The 22,548-nt window shown below is 61.6% G+C and carries 18 protein-coding genes and 2 pseudogenes; 16 read left to right on the forward strand and 4 right to left on the reverse strand.

The window, feature by feature from the left end:
• The first annotated feature begins 22 nt into the window (after positions 1-22).
• The 5 genes from ACVCNR_RS18330 to ACVCNR_RS18350 are packed head-to-tail and all read left to right on the forward strand — an operon-like array spanning position 23 to position 4,541.
• Complete coding sequence (locus ACVCNR_RS18330) at positions 23-1,012, forward strand: ABC transporter permease (RefSeq protein WP_447075927.1); 990 nt, start codon at positions 23-25, stop codon at positions 1,010-1,012.
• Positions 1,009-1,839 (forward strand): ABC transporter permease, encoded by an 831-nt coding sequence (locus ACVCNR_RS18335; RefSeq protein ID WP_447075928.1) that lies wholly within the window; start codon positions 1,009-1,011, stop codon positions 1,837-1,839. Before ACVCNR_RS18330 ends, ACVCNR_RS18335 begins: the two co-directional genes overlap by 4 nt.
• The gene (locus tag ACVCNR_RS18340; RefSeq protein ID WP_447075929.1) at positions 1,836-2,630 is read left to right on the forward strand and encodes an ATP-binding cassette domain-containing protein; all 795 of its coding nucleotides are present in this window, start codon (positions 1,836-1,838) and stop codon (positions 2,628-2,630) included. Before ACVCNR_RS18335 ends, ACVCNR_RS18340 begins: the two co-directional genes overlap by 4 nt.
• Positions 2,627-3,418 carry an ATP-binding cassette domain-containing protein gene (locus tag ACVCNR_RS18345; RefSeq protein WP_447075930.1) on the forward strand — a complete coding sequence of 264 codons (792 nt, stop codon included), beginning with the start codon at positions 2,627-2,629 and terminating at the stop codon, positions 3,416-3,418. Before ACVCNR_RS18340 ends, ACVCNR_RS18345 begins: the two co-directional genes overlap by 4 nt.
• Positions 3,411-4,541 carry a pyridoxal-phosphate-dependent aminotransferase family protein gene (locus ACVCNR_RS18350; RefSeq protein ID WP_447075931.1) on the forward strand — a complete coding sequence of 377 codons (1,131 nt, stop codon included), beginning with the start codon at positions 3,411-3,413 and terminating at the stop codon, positions 4,539-4,541. The genes ACVCNR_RS18345 and ACVCNR_RS18350 overlap by 8 nt, the downstream gene beginning before the upstream one ends.
• Positions 4,542-5,224: 683 nt before the next feature.
• Here ACVCNR_RS18350 and ACVCNR_RS18355 read toward each other — a convergent pair.
• The 3 genes from ACVCNR_RS18355 to ACVCNR_RS18365 all read right to left on the reverse strand — a co-directional run bounded on the left by ACVCNR_RS18355 (position 5,225) and on the right by ACVCNR_RS18365 (position 9,158).
• Complete coding sequence (locus ACVCNR_RS18355; protein ID WP_447075932.1) at positions 5,225-7,054, reverse strand: ABC transporter substrate-binding protein; 1,830 nt, start codon at positions 7,052-7,054, stop codon at positions 5,225-5,227.
• A 199-nt stretch (positions 7,055-7,253) separates the two neighbouring features.
• A complete protein-coding gene (locus tag ACVCNR_RS18360) occupies positions 7,254-8,177 on the reverse strand; it encodes a polysaccharide deacetylase family protein (protein ID WP_447075933.1) in 924 nt (307 codons plus the stop codon).
• A gap of 108 nt (positions 8,178-8,285) precedes the next feature.
• Positions 8,286-9,158, reverse strand: a complete 873-nt coding sequence (locus ACVCNR_RS18365) for a carbon-nitrogen hydrolase family protein (RefSeq protein WP_447075934.1) — start codon at positions 9,156-9,158, stop codon at positions 8,286-8,288.
• 332 nt (positions 9,159-9,490) lie between these two features.
• Here ACVCNR_RS18365 and ACVCNR_RS18370 point away from each other — a divergent pair, with 332 nt between their 5' ends.
• Positions 9,491-10,612 carry an IS110 family RNA-guided transposase gene (locus tag ACVCNR_RS18370; RefSeq protein WP_447075935.1) on the forward strand — a complete coding sequence of 374 codons (1,122 nt, stop codon included), beginning with the start codon at positions 9,491-9,493 and terminating at the stop codon, positions 10,610-10,612.
• 480 nt (positions 10,613-11,092) lie between these two features.
• Here the strand turns inward: ACVCNR_RS18370 and ACVCNR_RS18375 are convergent, their stop codons facing one another.
• A complete protein-coding gene (locus ACVCNR_RS18375; protein ID WP_447075936.1) occupies positions 11,093-11,467 on the reverse strand; it encodes a hypothetical protein in 375 nt (124 codons plus the stop codon).
• A 600-nt stretch (positions 11,468-12,067) separates the two neighbouring features.
• Here ACVCNR_RS18375 and ACVCNR_RS18380 point away from each other — a divergent pair.
• From ACVCNR_RS18380 to ACVCNR_RS18425, 10 genes and pseudogenes are all read left to right on the forward strand, one after another.
• Positions 12,068-12,559, forward strand: a complete 492-nt coding sequence (locus tag ACVCNR_RS18380; protein ID WP_447075937.1) for an RNA polymerase sigma factor — start codon at positions 12,068-12,070, stop codon at positions 12,557-12,559.
• A gap of 151 nt (positions 12,560-12,710) precedes the next feature.
• Entirely contained in the window at positions 12,711-13,610 is a 900-nt protein-coding gene (locus ACVCNR_RS18385) for a FecR family protein (RefSeq protein WP_447075938.1), read from the forward strand.
• Positions 13,611-13,763: 153 nt separating this feature from the next.
• Positions 13,764-16,340: a TonB-dependent siderophore receptor gene (locus ACVCNR_RS18390; RefSeq protein WP_447075939.1), complete on the forward strand. Its 2,577-nt coding sequence runs from the start codon at positions 13,764-13,766 to the stop codon at positions 16,338-16,340.
• On the forward strand, positions 16,294-17,388 hold the full coding sequence (locus ACVCNR_RS18395) for an iron-siderophore ABC transporter substrate-binding protein (protein ID WP_447075940.1): 1,095 nt from the start codon (positions 16,294-16,296) through the stop codon (positions 17,386-17,388). The genes ACVCNR_RS18390 and ACVCNR_RS18395 overlap by 47 nt, the downstream gene beginning before the upstream one ends.
• 1 nt (position 17,389) lies before the next feature.
• Positions 17,390-18,220, forward strand: a complete 831-nt coding sequence (locus ACVCNR_RS18400; RefSeq protein WP_447075942.1) for a siderophore-interacting protein — start codon at positions 17,390-17,392, stop codon at positions 18,218-18,220.
• Complete coding sequence (locus ACVCNR_RS18405) at positions 18,217-19,269, forward strand: FecCD family ABC transporter permease (RefSeq protein WP_447075943.1); 1,053 nt, start codon at positions 18,217-18,219, stop codon at positions 19,267-19,269. The genes ACVCNR_RS18400 and ACVCNR_RS18405 overlap by 4 nt, the downstream gene beginning before the upstream one ends.
• The gene (locus tag ACVCNR_RS18410) at positions 19,266-20,324 is read left to right on the forward strand and encodes a FecCD family ABC transporter permease (protein ID WP_447075944.1); all 1,059 of its coding nucleotides are present in this window, start codon (positions 19,266-19,268) and stop codon (positions 20,322-20,324) included. Before ACVCNR_RS18405 ends, ACVCNR_RS18410 begins: the two co-directional genes overlap by 4 nt.
• Positions 20,321-21,181: an ABC transporter ATP-binding protein gene (locus tag ACVCNR_RS18415; protein ID WP_447075945.1), complete on the forward strand. Its 861-nt coding sequence runs from the start codon at positions 20,321-20,323 to the stop codon at positions 21,179-21,181. The genes ACVCNR_RS18410 and ACVCNR_RS18415 overlap by 4 nt, the downstream gene beginning before the upstream one ends.
• Positions 21,141-21,878, forward strand: a pseudogene (locus ACVCNR_RS18420) (ABC transporter ATP-binding protein); the annotation flags it as partial. The gene ACVCNR_RS18415 and the pseudogene ACVCNR_RS18420, both read left to right, overlap by 41 nt.
• A pseudogene (locus tag ACVCNR_RS18425) lies at positions 21,875-22,504 on the forward strand (IS256 family transposase); the annotation flags it as partial. The pseudogenes ACVCNR_RS18420 and ACVCNR_RS18425, both read left to right, overlap by 4 nt.
• Positions 22,505-22,548: the final 44 nt, after the last annotated feature.

A 22,548-nucleotide genomic window follows, 5' to 3' on the forward strand; every position in this document is an offset into this window, starting at 1 on the left:
AGTCCCGGTAGAGTCCCCCCGCATGAACCGTGCGCTTCGCCTTCTCCGGCGCAGGCTGATCAGCAGCATTCCGGTGCTGCTGATAGTCATTGTCGGCGCGTTCTTCCTGCTGGAGCTTGCCCCCGGCGACGCAGCCGACGCATACCTGCTGTCCATCGGCGGCGGCGATCCGGCGCTGGTGCAGGCGCTGCGCCAGAGCTACGGGCTGGAAGGCTCGGCCGGCGCGCGGCTGTGGTTGTACCTCACGTCGCTCGCACGGCTCGACCTCGGCTGGTCCGTCATTTTCAATCGCCCGATTTCCGACCTCATCCTCGAGCGCTTGCCCAACACGCTGTGGCTGATGGGCAGCGCCGTTGCGCTTTCCTTCACCGTGGGCTCCGCGCTTGGCATCGTTGCCGGCTCCTGGCCCGGAAGCTGGCGCGACCGGCTGCTCTCCACCGGCTCGCTGGCGCTCTATGCGGTGCCGAGCTTCTGGCTCGGCCTCGTGCTGATCGTGGTGTTCTCGGTGCAACTGCGCTGGTTCCCGACCTCCGGCATCGAGACCATCGCCTCGGGCAAGCAAGGGCTGGCGCGGGGGCGCGACATCGCCTGGCATCTGGCCCTGCCGGTGGCGGCATTGGGCCTCATCTATCTGGCGCTTTTCCTGCGCATGATGCGCACCGGCATGGCCGAGGCCTGGCGGCAGGATTATGCGCTGGCCGCCCGTGCGCGCGGGCTCGGCCATCGCCGCATCGCCGTCTTCCACATTGCCCGCAATGCGCTTTTGCCGCTGGTGACCATGCTCGGCCTGCAGGCCGCCTCCATGCTGGGCGGCAGCGTCGTCATCGAAAGCGTCTTTGCCATTCCGGGCTTCGGGCGGCTGGCGCATGAGGCCGTGGCCGGCCGCGACGCGCCGCTGCTCACCGGCATTATTCTGGTCAGCGCCGTGCTGGTCATCCTCGTCAATCTCGCCGTCGACATGGCCTATGCGCTGCTCGATCCGCGTGTCGGCGCCAACGAGGTGGCGGTATGAATGTCTTCAAGCGCCTGCTGCGCTCGCCCGCCGGCGCGGCCGGTCTGGCGCTGCTCGCCCTTTTGGCGCTGGCGGCACTGTGCGCGCCGCTGCTCTTTCCCGGCGATCCACTGGCCATTGCCGGTCCGCCGCTGACGCCGCCCTTCACCGATCCCGCCTTTCCGCTCGGCACCGACCGGCTCGGCCGCAACGTGCTGGCCGGCCTGTTTCATGGCGCACAGGCGTCGCTTGCCGTGGGGCTGGCGGCGGCGGCCGTGTCCATCGTGGCTGGCGCGCTGGTCGGCACCGTGGCCGGGTTTGCAGGCGGGCTGGTGGACGAGGCTTTGATGCGCGTGGTGGATGCCTTCCAGACCGTGCCCGGCTTCCTTCTGGCGCTGGCCTTCGTCAGTGTCGCGGGCGCGTCCTTGGCCGTAGTCATCCTCGCCATCGCGCTCGGTGCATGGACCGGTCCGGCGCGGCTGGCGCGCGCCGAGGTGCTGTCCATCCGCGAGCGCGACTATGTGGCGGGGGCGCGCATCATCGGCATGCATCCGGCCGAGATCGCGTTGCGCGAAGTTCTGCCCAACGCGCTGCCGCCGGTGCTGGCGCTGGCGGCGGTGATCGTCGGCAATGCGGTTCTGATCGAATCCGCGCTCTCCTTTCTCGGCCTCGGCGATCCCAACATCGTCACATGGGGCTCGATGATCTCGGAAGGGCGCAACGTGCTGCGCTCGGCGCCGTTCCTGTCCATCGTGCCCGGCATTGGCCTCGTCGTCACCGTTCTCGGCGTCTATCTGCTGGCCGAAGGGCTGGCCGATGCGCTGGCGACCAGAAAGGCGCGGCTATGAGCGAGTTGCATGCCAGCCTGCGCGACCTCACCGTCACTTACGCCGCCGAACAAGGCACACATCTGGCGCTGGACGGGCTCGACCTCGACATTCTCAAAGGCGAGCGGCTGGCCGTCATCGGCGAAAGCGGTTCGGGCAAGTCCACGCTGGCACTGGCGCTGGGCGGGCTGCTGCCTCCGGAAACGCATATCGAGGGCAGCATCGGCTGGCCGGGTTTTGCCGCCCAGCCACGGCCCGGCCGCGACATCGGCTTCGTGTTTCAGGATGCGGGCGCGAGCCTCAACCCGGTGATCCCGATCGGCAGGCAGATCGCCGAAATCGCGCGCCTTCATCTCGGCATGTCGCGCCGCGAGGCGCGTGAACGGGCCCGCGCCCTGCTGGCGCGGGTGCGCATTCCCGATCCCGACACGGCCCTTGCCGCTTTCCCGCACCAGCTTTCCGGCGGCCAACGCCAGCGCGTGGCGATCGCTGCTGCCATCGCGGCCAAGCCTTCGCTGCTGATCGCCGACGAGGCGACCAGCGCGCTCGACACCATCGTGCAGGCCGAGATCGTGGCGTTGCTCGACGAACTGGTACGCGCCGAAGGCATGACGCTGATCTTCATCACCCATGACATTGCGCTCGCTTCCGGCTTCGCCGACCGCATCGTCGTGCTGCGCGATGCGCGTCTGGTGGAAACCGGCCCCACCGCCGCGTTGCTCGGCGCGCCCAAGCAAGCCTACACGGCGAAGCTGCTCGCCAGCCATATCGGGCTCGACACGCCGCCGCTGATTGCGGGAGAGCCGGCGTGAGCGCGCCGCTGCTTGCCGTCCGCGGCCTCAGCAAGACCTACCGTTCGGGAGGCCGCGAGGTGAAGGGGCTGGATGACGTGTCGCTGTCGGTCGCGGCCGGCGAAACCGTTGGCCTTGTCGGCCCTTCCGGCAGCGGCAAGTCCACGCTGGCGCGCGTCGTCATGCGGCTGATCGAGCCGGATGTGGGTACGGTGGCCTTCGCCGGGCAGAACCTCATCGCGCTGGATGGCAAGGCGCTACGGTCCATGCGCAAGCGCATCCAGATGGTGTTTCAGGACCCGTCCGCCGCCTTCAACCCGCGCGCCACGGTTGCCGATGTGCTGGCCGATCCGCTGCGCATCCACGGGCTCGCCTCCCGCGCACAACGTCCCCGCCGAATCGCGCAATTGCTGGAAAGCGTCGGCCTGCCCGCAAATCTCGCCACGCGGCCTGTCCACGCCGTTTCCGGTGGGCAGCGCCAGCGCGTGGCCATTGCCCGTGCGCTCGCCACCGAGCCGGAGCTGATCGTACTCGATGAGGCGGTGTCAGCGCTCGATGTCACCGTGCGCGGCCAGATCCTCGCCCTCCTGGTTTCCCTGCAGCGCGAACGTGGCCTTGCCTATCTGTTCGTCTCGCACGATCTGGCGGTGGTGCGCGCCGTCTCGCACCGCATCGCCATCATGGATCATGGCCGCATCGTCGAGGCGGGTCCGGCCGCCACGGTCGTGGCCGATCCGCAATCGGAAACCGGCCGCGCGCTGGTGGCCGCCATTCCCCGCCTTTACAGGGAAGCACCTCAAGATGCCTGATCCCGACCGCCGTTTGCTGCTCGACCTGCCGCCCTATCCGGCGACGGGATATGCAAAACTTGCCGACCGCATCGCGGCCCTCATCGGCACGAAGAACGATGTAGTGTTCGTGCAGGCGGAAGCCGTGGTGGCGCTGGAAGCGGCAGCAACCAGCCTTGGTGCCAAGGGCATGACCGCGCTCAACATCGTCACCAGCCCCTATGGAGAATTGTTCGGCTTCTGGCTGCGGCGCGCGGGGGCGGACGTCATCGACCTCAAGGCCGAACCCGGCCTGCCGGTCACGGTCGTGGCGGTGGCAGAAGCGCTGGCGGGCGCGGACAGGATCGATCTGGTGGCGCTCGTCCATGCGGAATCGGCGTCCGGCATCCTCAACCCGCTGCCTCAGATCGCCAAGCTGGCGCGGGAAAAGGGCGCGCTGCTGCTGGTCGATGCCGTGGCCTCCGCTGGCGGGTACGAACTGGACGTGGATGCGCTCGGCATCGACATCGCCATCATCGGCCCGCAAAAGGCGCTGGGCGGTCCGGCCAGCATTTCCGCCGTCTCGATCAGCGCGCGCGCATGGCAGGCCATCGACCGGCCGGACGCCCCGCGGCGTTCGGTGCTGTCACTTGCCGACATCAGGCACAACTGGCTGGATGCGGGGCGGGGCGTGCTGGCCGGCATGCCCTCCGCGCTGGAATTCCAAGCGCTCGAAGCGGCACTCGACCGCGTCGAGGCTGAAGGCATTGCCGGCACCATCGCCCGCCATCTCCGCGCCCAGCGCGCTGCCCGCGCCGGTCTGGTGGCGGTCGGCGCGCGATTGTGGGTCGAGGAGGAGCGCGACGCCTCGCGTCTCGTCACCACCATCCTGCTACCGGATGGGCTCGACGCGCGAAAGCTGGCCGAGGACGACGCAGCCGTCGCGGCAGGCCTGTCGGCCGGTATCGGTTGCGTTGCGTCAAAGCTTCTGCGCCTCGATCACACCGGTCGGCGCGCCAGCCGCGAAGCCGTGCTGGAAGGCGTGCGCGCTGTCGGCCGTATCCTCGACAAGGCAGGTGTCGGAACCGACGCGGCATCGGCCGATGCCGCCGTGGCCGCCGCCTATGCCGGTCAATTCGGTACAGGCAGCGGCGATACGAATTGACGGTCGGACCGGCGCGTGCCTTATCCTCGATGGGCGGCTTCAGCCCTTGTTTTGCTCCTCCCTGTTGGTGACAGTCCAGGTTGCGATGTAGTCGGATAGAGCGCTACCCTCCGAAGGCCAAAGAGCAGTTCCGGAGTCGCGCACAGAACGACAAAAATATCAGTAGTTTCAACTACTTGAAGTATCAGACGCAAGTCTGCCTCTGTAGCAGCGAGCGATTGCAACCAAATTGCTACCATAGAGAATCGTGCTTCTGCGGGATGTGTCGCTTCATCGGCGGCGAGGCAGTCGGCAACAGCGGTTATCCGCTAAGCGAAAGCTTCGGACGTTTGGGCACGAACCGACGGCGCATCCAAAGGCCTATTCGTCGCTTCACAATCGCGGAGTTCTCGCGTAAGGACAGTGAGGAAGCACCCGTAGCTCAGCTGGATAGAGCGCTACCCTCCGAAGCCGAAGGTCCCGCGTTCGAGTCGCGGCAGGTGCGCCAAATACCGCCGATTGCCCTCTATGGTACGCTATAGCCGCCGAACGTACGCCTGTGCCTTCAACAGAGGGCGGAGCCTGTGCGTCAAGAAGCATGGAAACGACGGCACCCGGCGGTGAAAAAGTTCGAATCGCTAACGGTCTATTGACACTCTAGGCCGAGGCGAAGCTTACGCATCGAATTGGCCGCATCTCGGCTATTATTGGTCCGGTAGCCAGTTCGGCTTCTGGAAACGCGCATTCGCATAGGGGTGCGGTGAAAGAATGCGCTGCTCGCCATTCTGAATTTGGAACACCAGATGGGCCTGGCTGATGGACGGGTCCTGGGTGTCGTCGGGAAAGGCGAGCCCGACCTGGCCTTCGGAACCAAAATAATAGGAACCGTTCACACCCCGGTGGATCGTCGAACGAAGGTCTTCGATGACCTTTGAGAAAAGCCGCGAGTTCCCCGCCCGCGCCCATGCGCCGGCGAGGATGTTGATGCGATCATAGGCGATGCCGGCATGGGATTGCCCAGGGTCGCGGCCGAAGCGCTGCCGGTACTGGACCTTGAACTGATGCCCTATCCGGTCGGAATAAAGGCCGGTGGTGGTTGCCCAAACGACGCCGTCTGTGAGATGCCCCAGTTCCTGCCGGTATGCAGGGATCGAGGGGCTATAGACCTTGTAGAGCAACGACGGGATCGGCCGCGCCATGAAGGCCTTTTGCAGGGCAATGCTGTCTTCGACAAAATAAGAGGCAAGCACGACGACGCTCGGGTCCAGATGATGCAGCCTGTCCAGAACCGGGTCCCAACTGACCCCGCCCCGCGGCAGATCGGAGATGACCTCGATCTGCCAGTTCTTGTTGCCGAGACCCCGGTCGATCTGGTCCAAGCCGATATTCAGGCCGGGCCAGAATGGCTGTAGGACCACCATCCTGCGGTTCCGCGGGTTCAAGTCTCCCTTTGCCTCCAGATCGTTCAGGAACCTGAGAAGCCCGAGGCCATAGTTGATGTCACTGGCGCAGACCTGGAAAACATTGCCGAGCCGCGAGAAGTCGTTCCGAACGCAATCGACGACGCTCTCCATCGTGGCGGCGTGCAGATACGGCCCGCTAAAATCGCCCGCAAGTTTTAAGATAGCGGGGTCGGCAAGGGAATATCCGGCGGTGATCGCATCAACCTCCGCGTCGATCAGTGTCTCATATGCGGGGGCGAGAGAGGTGGCGTTGCTGATATCGGCATCGGCTGTCAGCAATCGCAGTTCCCGCCCGTTGATGCCGCCGCGCTCGTTGAGCTGTTCGATGGCCAAGGTTGCGCCGTTCAACATCTCCAGCGCATCGGCATTGCCGCGCATCGACAGCGAAAGCGGCATGCCTATCAGGATCGGGCGCAGGTTCAGCTGTCGCGGCTCAGATCTCCGGGCAGCCAAAGGTTGCTGGGCAATACGCTCGACGGCACCGGTTCCGAGGGGGTAACCGTCGCATCCGCCGGGCGTGGGCAGCCGCAGAAGGCTTCGATCGGTTGCCATGCTGGCCACGCCCGCCCGTGTCCAGGTCTTCGTCTTGGCGAAAATATTCTCGACATGCTTTGCGATGGTCCGCGCGCTGATCGAAAGGCGGGCCGCAATCACATCATTGCTGAAACCTGCCGCCGCCAAGGTCAGAACGTCCAGTTCCCGGATAGTAAGGCTGAATGCGGGCTCTACGATCTCAGCCTGCATTCTGGTTCTGGGGCTGGTGCGATTGTCGTGCTCGACCTCGAGCCAGACGGAAAGCCATCGGCCCGTTTCGTCGATCCAGATGAATCTGAGCTCGTTGCGGTCGGAACTCAGCAAAGCTCCGGCATAACCGACGAGGACTTTCCGCTCTTTGAGACGAAGGCGACCGACTTTTCCCGTAAGGTCCTCGATCACCCCGGCGGTGTCGACATAAACGTATTCCGGCCAGGAACACAAAACGTCAGCAGTATCGGAGACGACTGCGTGCCCACCGACGACTGAAGTCTCGGCTTGGACTGGTGCGTTCTGGACGACCGTCGAAGTTGTCACGTCAAAGGTCCCGTTCAGATATGCCTTCTGCCTCGGGCTGTTCGGTTTCTTAAATGTGTTCGTGTCTCGCGGAAAAAGGCAAGTTCCCGACTGCTCACGTCAGCATAGGTGACGCGTTCGTCACGGGCAACCTGCCTCCTTCATGGGTATTTAGCCGATCCGATGGCGGCGAGATTGTCCCCGCCGCGACCGACGGAAATTACTTTCCGGGCCAGTGATAGTCGTCGGGCATCTTCTCGACGCCTCGTGCGTCGGGCAAAGCCATAAGCCTGCGATCCTCGTCATCGTCCTCCCAGGCCTTGGCGATTTCTTCGCAGGTCGCAAACCATACGCCGTCATGCGACTTGATGTGTTCGACCAGGCGCTCGAGCATCATCATGTGATGCGCCTGGCCGATGATCTGGGGATGCAGCGCCATCGCGTAGACGCCGTTTTCCTGGTTCTTGTAGGCGTAGTCGAAAATATCACGCCATCTCCGGTAGACGGCGTCGGTGTCGGACATGCCTTCCTGGTTGCCGGTATAGGCAAGGGCTGGAAAGTCATCGAGATACCAGCTGACCGGAATCTCCAGCACCTTGCTCGCCGGACCGGCGATGTTGCCCTTTTCCCAGCGCACCTGCCAGCGCTGCGGGCGATACGGCACGAGGTCTCGCGCCATCAGGCTGGAATCGTAAAGGAAGCCGGACTCCTCGACCAGGTCGAGCGTGCTGTCGCTATAATCCCAATAGGGAGAGCGATAGCCTGTCGGTCGAATGCCGAAGTGGTTCTTGTAGGTCTTGAACGCCAGATCGAGCAGCCGCCGCTCGGTATCGCGCGTAATCAGAGTGGGATTTTCATGGTAGTAGCCATGGTGGCCGATTTCATGCCCGGCTTCGAACACCTTCTTGCTGATGTCCGGAAACGTGTCGACGGTGTGGGCCGGTGTGAAGAATGTCGTCACGATGCCATGTCTCTTGAACAGTTCGATCAGCCGTGGCGTGCCGACGGCAGCGCCGAATTCGCCGCGAGACATGAAGGACGGGCTGGGTCTGTTGAAACCGCCTAGCCATAACGACTGGGCATCGAAATCGACGCCGATGTTCACTGCGATCTTCTTGCCTTTCGGCATTTTCACTTTGCCCATGGAATCCTCCTTCACGTTGCAAAGAGCCGTCATGCCGGACGGCCTGCGGGCCATCCGTGCAGTTTCTGCGGATGTTTTTGCTTCTCGCCCCAGGGGCGGAACGCGGACCTAGAGGTGCGTCGGCCAGGCCTTGTAGAGATGCGCCTGGCGTCGGCGATCCTTGAATGTCGTGGCCGCGCCGCGCTCGCGGTTGTCATAGAGCTTGTCGATGTCGACCGTGCCGCTCACCACCATTTCCCGATTGGCTTCCGCCTCGGCGATGATGCCGGCCGGATTGTCCCAGATCGTGTCGCAGGGCCCCAGCACGGAACTTCGCGCCCAAGCATTCGGAAGGGGAGCGCCAGGCTGGCCGCCGAGGCAGCAATGCGCGAAGTAGACCTGGTTCTCGATGCAGCGCGACTGGGCACAGTGCCTAACGCGCCAGAAGCCCTGTTCGGTGAAGGTGGCGGACGGACAAAGGACGATCTCGGCCCCCTGTTCGGTCAAAGACGCCGAACACTCCGGAATTTCCGCTTCGTAACAGATGTTGAAACCTACCTTGGCGAAGGGAAGCTGGCAGACTTCCATTTTGTCGCCTTCCGACGTCGACCAGTTCGCCTCGGCCGGGAAGATGTGCGTCTTCGAATGCTTGAACAGCGAACCGTCAGGCCCGAACAGATGGGCGATGTTCTCGAAGCGGTCGCCGACCTTCAGAAGATGCGAACCGCCGGCGATATACTGGCCGCGCTTGCGCGCTTCCTCCTTGAACAGATCGACGTATGCATCCGTGAATTCGTCGATGCGAACAAGCTCCGAGATCGGCAGTTTCTGCCAGTCCTTGTAGGTGGTGAACAGTTCGATGGTGAACAGTTCCGGAAACAGCACGATGTCGGAACCGCTTGCTTCATCAAGTAGCGAGCGGACGCGCGCCCGGAATTCCTCGAAGCCGGAAATCGGCCGCACCAAATACTGGCATGCGGAAATCGTAACGTTGCGTGTCATGGTTCTTCTCCCTGTTTGGTCCCTGACCAAATCCTCGCGGAAATCGTCCGCCAACCGGGAGGGCGCCTCAATACGTGAAAATACGTAGGAGGTGGTAAGCGGAACTGGATTCAAAGTGGCGGACTGAACTGCTGCTGTTGGCTTTCACGATCTGCCAGCGGCACGGTTACGGCGCTATTTGTAAACCTCATACCGCGTTGAAGGTATACGGACTACTCTCCTCTTGAACGGGATTTCGTGTATTTTTAGAGACCCTATGATGGTGACTTGCCCCGGGTGATGGGGGTTCTGGATGTTGTGCATTGAGAAATGTGCAACGGAAGGAAGAAGCCATGACCGTATTGATGAAATTCATCGGCCTTGATGTTCATCGGGACACGATATCGATAGCGATCGCCGATGACGGTAGCGACTGGGAGGTGCGGTTCTTCGGGACCATCGCCAATGACTGTGAGATGCTGCACAAGGCGCTGACGCGCATCGGCAGGGACGGTGCGCTGCTGAAGATCTGCTACGAATCCGGCCCGTGCGGGTTTGTGATCTACCGAGTCCTGAAGCGTCTCGGGATTGACTGCGTCGTGATCTCACCGTCCTCCATGCCGCGTCGGCCGAATGATCGTGTGAAGACCGACCGCCGCGATGCGCAGACGCTGGCCAGGCTCTTGCGCGCCGGTGAACTCACCGTCGTCTGGGTGCCGGACGAGGCGCATGAGGCGATCCGCGATGTGGTGCGGGCACGCCGGCAGGCAAAGCAGGATCTGGTTTCGGCGAAGAACACGCTGAAGAGCTTCCTGTTGCGGCACGACCGCCGGTATCCGGGAAAGGCCATATGGGGCCGGATGCACTGGCGCTGGCTCTCGGACCAGCGCTTTGCCTTTGCCCACCAGCAGTTCGTCTATGAAGAATACAAGCGTCGCATCCATGAACTGGAAGAGCGCTGCGTGCGGCTGGAGCAGGTTCTTGAGGAAGCGGTCCTGGATTGGCCTCTGGCCCCGGTCGTCACCGCGCTTCAGGCGCTGCGCGGGATCAGGTTCATCGCGGCCATCACGCTCGTTGCGGAGATCGGTGATCTGCATCGCTTCGACAGCCCGAAACAACTGATGGCCTGGCTGGGTCTTGTGCCGGCCGAGCATTCGAGCGGAACGCGGATCAGGCGCGGCGAACTCACCCGGACCGGCAATGCCGCCGCCCGCGCCATGCTGATCGAATCCGCGTGGCAATGCCGCTATCCTGCGCGGGAGGGGCGAGCGCTGCGGGAACGCAATGCCGGACTGCCCGATCACATCCGGGCCATCGCCTGGAAGGCGCAGACCCGCCTGTGCGCGAAGTTCCGCCGTCTGGCCGGAACCGGCAAGCATGCGGCGAAGATCGTGGTGGCGGTCGCACACGAGCTGGCGGGATTCATCTGGGACATCGCCCACCATACGCCGGTGACGGCCTCAAGGCTGGCGTGACGTTCACCTCACCCTCTGTCGAACGAACGGAAAGGAGAAGATCGGATCGTTGACATCGCGGCCTGGCTGGCGTGCTGCGCGCCCTGATTGACGCGGACAATCCTCGATATAGCCCTTGGGCAGTATCTTGCGACGCCCGGTTTGGAGCTGGAGGAAGGTCCGCGACGGAACAGGGTCGTGCGGTAGCCAATCCGCGGATGAGAGTTTGATCAATCGTCGTCAGAAACAGACGCGCGCAGCACATCCGTCAGGCCGTTCAATCCACATCTTGCATCGGACTTCGTGCCGGTGTCAGAATAGCCTTGCGCTCATCCAGACGTGACCATCATGAGAGTGCTATAGAGTAAACATAGTTCTCTTCTTCGCCTGAGACGGCGCGCCACTTCCATTCTTCCCTGCCCGCATCATCCCTTTAGGCGACGTGAACATATTCGTTTTGTCGCCATTCTAGCGGACGCGTCCACCTTCGCGGCGTAGCTCTTAGCGCCAGTCCAATGGGTGGGCACATACCATATAGGGCTCGGCCTCCGTCGCGAGCTTCAGTGATTCTGGATCCGGGCGAGAATCGCCAGCGTGGCGACGAATGGCCTCGGCCAGCATCAGAGCCTCTTCGTCTTGAAGACGTCGCTTGGATTCGAGCGCCTTGTCTACCTTGAGCTGCGTCGAACGGAGGAGGGCGGGATCGCTCGTGCGGGTCGCTATGGCTTCCCGCAGGCCAGGGTTCAGGGCATCGGCCGCGGCGATTGCGGCCTCGCGGTCGGGGTAATGGTCGGAGAAGACTCTGTCGTTTTCGCCTTGGATGTAGCGGTCACGCCACCGGGGCGGGAGGCCGTCCTTTTCTACGAGTTCCTTCATGAACCATCGCCCGTTAAGGGGCTGGTATTCTGGCCACACCGCAAGAATGGTGTCCTTTGAGCGCCGCATTTCAGACCACTTCAGCATTTGCTCGGCCTCAAGATTCAACCACCTGGAGACCGCCGCGCAATACGCCAACGGGCATGTGCGCCATTGTTTATTTTAAATATTTGATTTTGTTTGTTTTTACGAACACCTCGCAGATTCATCCGTCCATTATTCCCCCAATAGAACGCGGAATGCATTGCCTCTCCTAAGCGCCGATTGGACGGTTAGGGGCCACCGACACCCCGGCTGAAGCTCGGTCACTCCACGATTTAAGGCAACTGACAGCCTGCATCGGCGACAGAACTGTTGCAGTTCCACAACAACAGGGCGGAAAAGCGCCTGCCCAGCCGACTGAAGCCGAATGTCCGGCTCCGATTATCCAGCCGGCGAAGCCAATGATTTTTAAACGCAAAACATGAGAGCAATAGGCAAGTTTAACGCTGAAGTCTTAGAGCCGATCTAAATCGTTGCGATTGCACGAAAAAATTTGAGTGATAGGCGGGTAGGAACCATCGTTCCTTGGGGACGTTTTTGTGAGGGTGTTCCGCGTTTATGACTACCCGCGTACTGGACATAACGAAGCTGTATGAAGCCGAGCACGGCCGCCTCCGCTCGTTCGTGCGCTGGATCGTCGGCAATCCGGCGACTGCCGAAGACGTGGTGCAGCAGGCCTTCGCCAACCTACTCGACAGGCTCGACGACAAGACGCCGAACTCGGCCTATGTGGTGCAGGCCGTCCGCAATCTGGCGCTCAATCATCTGCGCGACGCCAGACGTCGCGCCGACATCGAAATCTCCGATGCCGATCTTGCCGACATCGCCGATCTGCGCCCCACGCCGGAGACGGTCGTGCTTTACCGCAGCGAGTTGCGACGGTTGCTTGAGGCGGTCGCGGCCTTGCCGCCGCGGCGCAGGGAAGCCTTCGTCTTCAATAAGATCGAGGGCCTGTCCTATGATGAGGTCGCCGAGCGGATGGGCATATCGCGCAATACCGTCATCACCCTGGTCGTGACCGCGATGGCCGAGCTTGATCGGCGAATCTGAAAAAATTTCGCGCTTCGGTCATTAGCTGCCGTTTCCCAAGTGTCTTAATGAATAGAGGGGCCTGAATCGGCGTCGTCGGCGAAGCGATGGCGAGGCAACCTTGAGGCGCGACCGGAAGCACATGAAGGAATACGAGACCGATCCGATCTATATGGAGGCGCTGGAATGGTTCGTCCGCATCAAGGACGAGAAAGCCAGCCCGGAGGATCAGCGTGCCTTCGCGCAATGGATCGCGGCCGATCCGGCCCATGCCGTGGCTTATGAACGCGCGCAGGCGCTCTGGGATCGTTTCGACATCGTTAAGCCTGAATATGAACGGCTCCGCAAAGCTGGGCGTATCGGCCGCCGCGATTTCTTTTTGGGCGGGCTGGCGGCCGCCATCGTTGCTCCTGGTGCCTACGTTCTGACAAGGCCGGGCCTGTTTGCCGACTATACGACGGGTATAGGCGAACGCCGCGCCTTTACGCTGCCCGATGGCAGTACGGTGGAACTCGGCAGCTATTCGTCGCTGTCGGTGAATTTCACCGGAGAGGAAAGACGCCTCACGCTCCATCGGGGACAGGGGTTCTTCACCGTTGCCCCCGACATTTCCCGCCCGTTTGTCGCCGAAGCGGGTGCGGGTGCTACCCGCGCGCTTGGCACACAGTTCGATATGAAGTTCACCGACGACACCGTGACGGTTACCGTCGTCGAGCATTCCGTTTCGGTCGAGCTTCCCGCCGTCGATCCGGTCGAGGTCGGTGAAGGCTGGCAAGTGAGCTATTCCGCCGGCGGAATCGATCCCGCGCACCGGACTGATCTGGGAACGGCTCAGGCGTGGCGGCAGGACCGGATCGTCTTCGAGGATGTGCCGCTGCGCACCGTCCTGCGGGAACTGGAACGCTACCGGCGCGGCAGGATCGTGCTGATGGACGAAAGTATCGGCAACATTCCGGTGACGGCGATCTTCGAGACGCGGCGGGCCGAGGCTGCGCTTAAGACCATCGCCAACACCCTGCCGATCCGTGTGCTGAACCCGGACGGGATCATCGCCGTCGTCTATCGCCGCTAGGCTCGCGAAAATTTTTGAAAAAAAATCGATTGGCCGATCATTAGTTGGGCTCGCTCAGGTGTCTAACAATATGAGGGCCTGTCGATACCGACCCCTCGTAGATGCAACCTTGCCCGCTCTTTTGCGGGCCTGTCAGACATGGGGACCGAGCGAATGCAGGCCGAGGAAACGACAAGAAGCGGACGAAACATCACAGGAATCCCGGCTGCCGAAGCGGTACTGCGGAAATCGCGGCTGATGGCTACGCTGATGGTGACGACCGCTCTCGTTGCCGTTGGCGTCACATATTCGCTGCCTGTCCATGCTCAGACCGCGACTGCGGCAGGACAAGCGAGCCGGACGTCCTACAGCATTGCCGCGCAGCCTCTTTCCAGCGCTCTCGTACAATTTTCCAACGCCACCGGCACACAGCTCTTCTTCGATGCGAATTTGGTGCGCGGGAAGAACTCTCCGGGTGTCAGCGGATCGCTTACGCGCGGGGAGGCGCTCGGCCGGTTGCTGGCCGGCTCCGGACTCGTCTATCGCGTCAGCGGCAACACCGTGACGGTCACCGATCCCGCGCGTGCGGACGTGGGCGCTGCCGGGGAGGACGGGGCGACCGTTCTCGAAACGATCACGGTTCAAGGACGCGGTGCGACAACCGAGGGGACCGGCTCATACGCTACCGGTGAGACTACTATTGGGAAGACATCTGAAACTCTGAAGGAAACGCCGCAATCTGTAACGGTGATCACGTCCCAACAAATCAGAGACAAGGGGATGACAACGCTCACAGATGCACTTGAGGCGACGACCGGTATTACAGTCACTCCAGACGAGTATTACGGCGCCGGCCGATACTTCTCGCGCGGTTTCGAGGTCACGAGTGTACGTGTCGATAGCGGCGCTGTAGGAATTACAAGTTCATATGACGCGATATCTCCGACCAGTCTTGCCAAATATGATCGCGTCGAAGTTCTACGCGGCGCTGACGGTCTCTATTCCGGCAACGGAGAACCGGGAGGCGTGATTAGCCTGGCACGCAAGCGGCCTCTGGATCGCTTTCAGGCGACAACGGAGCTGTCGGCCGGAAGCTGGAATACGTTGAAGTCCACACTCGATGTTACCGGGCCGCTGACGAAAGACGGAGGGCTGCGAGGACGAGTTGTCGGTTCATTCGATCGAGGTGATACCTTCTACGACATTAGCGACAGCCGCAATTTGACTCTCTATGGCGTGCTTGAAGCAGACCTAACGGATAACACCACCGTTATGGTGGGCGGATCATACGAGAAGACGAATAGCACGCCGTGGCAAAGGGGCTTGCCAAGATACACGGACGGAAGCGCCATTGATTTCTCGCGTTCGACGAGCCTTGGCACAGATTGGAGCTACCTGCACCACGAGAGTTGGGAAGCATTTGGAGAGATCAAACACGAGTTCGATAGCGGCTGGACATGGACCACATCGGCCTCCTACGTGAAGCATAAATATGATGCCAAGTATGGCTACCTGTATGGGGCAGTCGATCCTGTAACGCTCGACGGCTTGAGTTATTATGGTTCATACAATTGGTCGGAGGGATATCAGGTCCAGTTCGACACACATGTTGACGGAACGTTCGAGCTTTTCGGCCGTGAACACGAGATTGTGGCAGGTTTCGATTATGCCAAGCATTCCGCAGATCTATATCGCGGAGAGTTTTCCGGAGCTTCCGTCAACCTCAACGACCTTTCATCGTCATACTGGTCGAGCAGCGATACGCCGACATTCCCTTCCGACACATATATGAATTTCCATCCTTACGAAGAGACGCGTTATGGAGCATATCTGCGCGGCCGGTTTCAAATTACCGATCCATTGCGCCTGATCGTAGGCGCAAGATATGGAAACTATGATTATTCTTTCCATCGTGCGGCATATTTTCGTGACGGTTCGCAGATCTGGTCAGAAGGAAATGACTTCAACGACAACGGCGTGTTCACGCCATTCGGCGCGATAACCTATGATTTCACTGATCAGTGGACGGGCTATGCCAGTTTCGCCGAGATATACCTGTCACAGGCGCGTTATCTTCAGGGACCGGAGCCGGGCACACCGCTTGATCCGATCACGGGGCGGACCTACGAAATTGGTCTGAAGGGCCAGCTTCTGGATGGCAGATTAAATACAGGCATTGCTGTGTATCACACCACCAGAAATGGTGAGGCCGTTTACGATCCGACGTACACGGGTGCCTACGATCCCGTCGATGGTAGCAGTTGCTGCTACACGGCATCGGGCGAGGTCGTTAGTCGCGGCATTGATCTTGAAGTTAGCGGTGAGGTCCTTGACGGCCTTCAGGTTTTTGCTGGCTACACCCTGAACTTCAACAAGAATGAAGTCGAAAACGTCCGCTATAGCGCCATAACGCCGAAACACTTGTTCAAGCTTTGGGGAACCTACAACCTTCCGGGTGAATATTCCGCCTGGACGCTTGGTGCGGGCGTTCGCGCGCAGAGCAAGACGACCGTGAAGGGCGAGGAGTGGATTTCGTCCGACCTGGGAACCGTTGCGTACAATATCTCGCAGGGAGCTTACGCGGTCGCGGATATCAGCCTCCGTTATGACATCAGCGACTCGACGTCCCTGACGTTGAACGTCAACAACGTGTTCGACAAGAAATACTTCTCTCAGTTGGGAACGCTGACGAAGAATAACGTCTATGGCGCGCCGCGCAATTTCCTCGTCACCCTGCGCAGCACTTTCTGAGAATGATGAGATTGGCCGGCAGTCGGATTTTCCGACTGTCGGTTTTTCAGCGGAGGTGCCCGTGGTTCACCCAACAAAAGCGATTTTTCGATTATTCCAGCTCGTAGTGTTTTGCCTTGTACTGTCAGACGGCGCGTCAGCCCAAGAGCCAGATGGATTTCCTCGTGTTGTCCAGCATGCTCTTGGAGAAGCGCGGATTGCAGCAATCCCAAAACGTATCGTCACCATTGGATGGAGCGGCGAAGATGCCGTATTGGCTTTGGGTACGGTTCCGGTTGGCATGACGGAGTACAAGTTTTTCCCATCAGGGATATTCCCGTGGAATGAGACTGCTATTGGCGATGAAAGACCTGCTCTTTTGTCAGATTCCTCGATCGATTTCGAGGCCGTAGCGGCTCTTCGACCGGATCTTATTCTTGGTATCTATTCCGGGATCGATGAGGTGTCATACAAGCGGTTTTCGACTATTGCCCCTACTGTCGTCTATCGTTCTGGTCCGTGGGCCGCGGACTGGCGGGAAGTCACCAGCCTGACGGGTCTTGCTCTGGGTGTGCCGGATCGAGCACAGCAGCTATTGCAGGACATCGATGCCCTTCTCCGGACACTCGGTGAAGACCACCCTGTCTTGCAGGGAAAGACCTTCACCTTCGGAACTTTCTTTCCGGGGTCGAACGGCCTCGTGGTCTACCTGCCCAACGATCCCCGCGTCGCAGCGCTTGTCAATCTCGGCCTGAAGCCGTCGTCGGGCGTCGAACGTTTGGCAAAGGACAATCCCACCGAGACCTCGGTAAGCGTCAGCCTTGAGCAGATAGGTGAGGTCGACGCCGACATTCTGGTCATGTGGTATCGCGACGGTGCGCGGGAGGCAGCAGAAGCGCAACCGTTGTTTCAGGCGCTCGGCGTTGTGAAACGCGGCGGATATGTCGCCCTTGAAGATCCGGTATCTGTCTGGTCGACGTCGGCCCTCAGCGTTCTTTCCATCCCATACGGTTTTTCGCGCTTTGTGCCGAGGCTTGCCGAAGCGGCGGCGAAAGCGGAGGGACGTTGACATGAACGCGAACGCACAAGCCCTTTCCGGGACGCATGACCACGATCATGCTCCCTATGTGGAGGATAACTTCCTTGCGACAACGACCTCTGTTGAGCGCCTGACGCCATCCATGATCCGCGTGGTGCTGAAGCTCGACGGCGGCGAACGGCTGACCCCGACAGGGCATCCGGATGAATGGGTGCGGTTGGCTCTACAGCCCGATCCGGAGACTCCGGTAACGCTGCCGGTCCTGATGGAGAACGGCAAATGGGGCAGGCCTGATGGCTCACAGCATTGCCCGAACCGTCCTTATACGATCCGTCGCTGGGACCCGGCGACATGCGAGATGGTCATTGACCTTGTTGCGCATGAGGGTGGCGTGGCGGCGTCCTGGGCCATGAATGCGAAAGTCGGTGATGTGGTCGGTATCTGCAATCCGGAGGGACGCTTCTGGATACCGAAGGGCAGTGAATGGCTTTTGATGCTGACCGACATTACGGGATTGCCGGCTGTCGGCCGGGTGCTGGAGGAACTGCCTGAAGGTTTCAGGGCCATTGTGCATGTCGAGATTCCCTCCGACGCCGATCGTCAGGACATCGATACGGCCGCCGACGCCTCGATCGTCTGGCACGCTTGTCATGGTCTGAAGCCGAAGCGGCCCGGTTACACGGAGCTTTCGCGTATCGCTGGAACGATCACCGAACTGCCGGAGGGGCCGGGCTATATCTACATTGCCGGTGAAGCAAAAGCTGTATCGGACAGCCGCAAGCATTTCCGCGACGTACTCGGTTTCGACAAGAACCGCATTGACGCCATCGGCTACTGGATCGAAGGGCAGGCGCGGGTTTGAGTGTTGTTCTTTCGCTTCACGACGATAACGGAGGAACGGGATTTTCGATCAGCAACACCACGCGGTTGACCGGCCTGCTGCTTGGGCTTGCTTTGCTCGTGGCGGTTTCGTTGGCAAGCCTTCTGGTCGGAGCAAGGCCGATCTCGGCTTCAACGGTGCTGGACGCGCTGTTTGCCTACGACGCCAACTCGGCCGAACACATCATCGTGCGCGATTATCGTTTGCCACGCACCTTGCTCGGTTTGCTATGTGGTGCAGCCTTCGGCGTGTCCGGCGCGCTGATACAGGCAGCGACACGCAATCCGCTCGCCGATTCGGGTATTCTCGGCGTGAATGCCGGTGCCGCCTTCTTCGTGACGCTTGCGGTCGGCCTGTTCGGCTTCCATTCCATAGACGCTTATCTCTGGTTCGCCTTTCTCGGCGCGATCCTTGTCACGCTTGCCGTTTACGCTCTCGGTGCGGCGGGCCGTGATGGTGCGACGCCGGTTCGCCTTGTGCTGGCGGGCGTCGCGCTGTCGGCCGTGCTCGGCGGTATCGGCTCGGCGATTACGCTGCTCGATCCACAAGCCTTCGATTCCATGCGCTTCTGGTCCATCGGCTCGGTTGCCGGACGGAATATGGAGATCGTGGCGGCGGTCGTGCCTTTCATTGGCGCGGGGCTGGTAATCGCGCTGGTTGCCTCGCGCCCGCTGAACGCCATGGCGCTCGGCGACGATCTGGCCCGTTCCCTTGGTGCCAATATTGTTCGCGCCCGGATACTCACACTTGTTGCCGTCACGCTGCTTGCTGGTGCTGGTACGGCCGCGGCCGGTCCGATCGGCTTCGTCGGTCTGATGGTTCCGCATGTGATGCGCTGGTTCACCGGGCCGGATCAACGCTGGATCATGCCCATGACCATGATCTATGCGCCGGTTCTGCTGCTCGCCGCCGACATTGCCGGACGCCTGATCCTGTTTCCCGGCGAGCTTGAGGCAGGCATCGTCACCGCCTTCATCGGCGCTCCGGTCTTGATCCTGCTGGCGCGTCGGAAGAAAGCGAGCGGGCTATGAGGACCGCCGCGCCCCCGATCGATTTCGGCCGCTCCGTGCATGTCGTGCGAGGGTTCCGCGGTCGTCTGTCAGCCCGGTTCGACAGGCTTTCGATATTCATCGGCGTTGCGCTTGCCATTCTCGCACTCGGCATCGCCGGTCTCTCGCTGGCAAGCGGCAAGTATCCGATCGCGTTGGCTGACGTGTTCGGCGCTCTCGCTGGCCGTGGCGACGATCAGGTACGGATGATCGTGGTGGAATGGCGTTTGCCGCGCGTGGCGTTGGCCTTTCTGCTGGGCGGCGCACTCGCCATGAGCGGTGCGATTTTCCAGAGCCTCACCCGGAATCCTTTGGGAAGCCCCGACATTATCGGCTTCTCGGCCGGCTCCTATACCGGCGCACTGGTGGTCATCCTGCTTCTGTCGGGCGGCTATTACGAGACGGCGGCCGGGGCGTTGATCGGCGGCATCGTCACGGCGATGGCCGTTTATCTCTTGGCCTACCGGCGCGGCGTGCAGGGTTTCCGCCTGATCGTCGTCGGCATCGGCGTTGCCGCCATGCTGTCGGCGTTCAACGCCTGGATGATCCGCGAGGCGGAACTTCAGGTGGCCATGTCCGCTGCGATCTGGGGCGCAGGCTCACTCAACGGCCTCGGCTTCGAGCAGCTTGCGCCGGTCGCGGTTGTCCTTTGCATTGTGGTGCCGCTTACATTGCTGTTGTCGCGTCCGATGCGGCAGCTCGAAATGGGCGACGACGCGGCCCGCGCATCCGGCGTCAACGCCAACCGCACGCGGCTTTTGCTGATGGTGCTCGGCGTGGCGCTGACCGCAATCGTGACAGCGGCGGCCGGGCCGATTTCCTTCATTGCCCTGGCTGCCCCCCAGATTGCAAGGCGGCTGACCCGCTCGGCCGGTGTCGCGCTCATTCCCTCCGCGCTGATGGGCGGCCTGCTGCTGTTGGCCGCCGATTGGCCCGCGCAGCATGCCTTTGGTGTCCAGCTTCCCGTTGGTGTCATGACGGTGAGCATCGGCGGTCTCTACTTCGTCTGGCTGCTCTACAGGGAGGGCCGCAAATGACAGATCGCCTTCACGCGGACAATGTGACCCTGCGTTATGACGAGCGGACGATCTCGCGAAATCTTTCGGTCGCCGTGCCCGGTGGCTCCTTCACTGTTATCGTTGGGCCGAACGCCTGCGGCAAGTCCACGCTTTTGCGCGCCCTGTCGCGCCTGCTCAAGCCCGCCGCCGGACAGGTGATCCTCGACGGACGCAGCATTTCCGATCTCGCCGCCAAGGAGGTCGCCCGCCGCCTCGGTTTGCTTCCGCAAAGCTCGATTGCCCCCGAAGGCATCACGGTTGCCGATCTGGTGGCGCGTAGTCGCTATCCGCACCAGTCCTTCTTTCGGCAATGGTCGAAACCCGACGAGGAAGCTGTCATCGCGGCGATGGAGGCAACCCGCGTCAGCGACCTGTCCGGCCGTCTGGTGGATGAGCTTTCCGGCGGGCAGCGGCAACGGGTCTGGGTGGCGATGGTGCTGGCGCAGGAGACGCCGATCCTGCTTCTGGACGAGCCGACGACCTTCCTCGACATTGCCCACCAGATCGAACTTATGGACCTGCTGGCCGATCTCAACCGGTTGGGTCGCACGGTCGTTGCCGTGCTGCACGACCTCAATCATGCCTGCCGCTACGCCTCGCACCTGATTGCCATGAAGGACGGCGCGATCGTTGCCGAAGGGAAGCCGTCGACCATCATCACGGAAAAACTGGTCGAAGACGTCTTCGGCCTGCCGTCCGTCATCATCGCAGACCCGGTTTCCAGCACGCCGTTGATCGTTCCGAAGGGACGGCAGTCACCCGACGCAACGGAGAGTTCGCAAGTCGTGCGGCTGGATGCGTCCGCTCGCGCGGGAAAGGAGCGGCATCGTGACTGACCTGCTGAAACGCTTCGCTTCCTACTACCGTCCGCATCGCGGCCTGTTCGCACTGGACTTCTCTTCGGCCGTTGCGGCGGGCCTGCTGGAACTGGCCTTTCCCGTCGCCGTGACGCTGTTCATCGACCGGCCAGATCGGCATGATCGCGCTTGCTTCGGTCGGCCTGTTCCTCATCTATCTGGTCAATGCCGGCCTTCAGGTCATCGTCACCTATTGGGGCCATATGCTCGGCCTGAAGATCGAGACCGAGATGCGAAGGAAAGCCTTCGACCATCTGCAAAAGCTCTCCTTCGGCTTCTTCGACAACCAGAAGACCGGCCACCTGGTCGCAAGGCTGACCAGGGATCTCGAAGAGATTGGCGAGGTGGCCCATCACGGCCCCGAGACCTGTTCATCGCGATCATGACCCTGATCGGCGCTTTCCTGCTGATGATGTGGGTGCATGTGCCGCTGGCGCTGATAACCGCGACCATCGTTCCGGTCACGGCCGTCCTCACCACGCTTTACGGCAAGCGGATGATGGCAAGCTCGCATGCGCTGTTCGGCCGGATCGGCGAGTTCAACGCCCGCATCGAAGAGAATGTCGGCGGCATCCGCGTGGTGCAGGCGTTCACCAACGAGGATCACGAGCGAGCGCTGTTTGCGGAGAACAACCGCAACTATCTTACGACCAAGCTGGAGTTCTACAGGACGATGTGCTGGGCATGGAGATAGGCACCTCGGAGGCCGAGCCGATCTGGACGGAGTTCCTGCGCAAGCTGACGCGCCGGGGATTGCGCGGCGTAAAGCTCGTCGTCTCCGATGCCCATGAGGGCCTCAAGGCGGCCGTCACCAAAGTGCTCTCCGCGACATGGCAACGCTGCCGCGTCCACTTCATGAGGAACGTGCTGGCGCATGCCGGCAAGAGCGGACGGCGCGTCGTCTCGGCCTTCATCGCCACCGCCTTCGCGCAGGAGACGCCGGAAGCCGCCAGCGCCCAATGGCGGGCCGTCGCCGACCAGATCCGCCCGAAGGTGCCCAGGCTCGCCGCCATCCTCGACGACGCCGAGCCGGACGTGCTCGCCTACATGACCTTCCCCAAAGAACATCGGGCAAAGCTGCACTCGACCAATCCCATCGAGCGCCTCAACGGCGAAATCAAGCGGCGAACCGACGTGGTCGGCATCTTCCCCAACGATGACGCCATCGTTCGCCTCGTCGGCGCGCTGCTGCTCGAACAGAACGACGAGTGGGCTGTCCAGCGTGCCCGCTACATGACGCTGGAAAGCGTCGGCCAGTTGAGCGATGATCCCCTCATCAGCCTGCCAGCAGTAGCACGCTGATCAGCCCGGCAATGCCGGAAAGCACGGCGACCAACGTCGCAAGC

The sequence above is a fragment of the Aquamicrobium terrae genome (genome assembly GCF_052978165.1).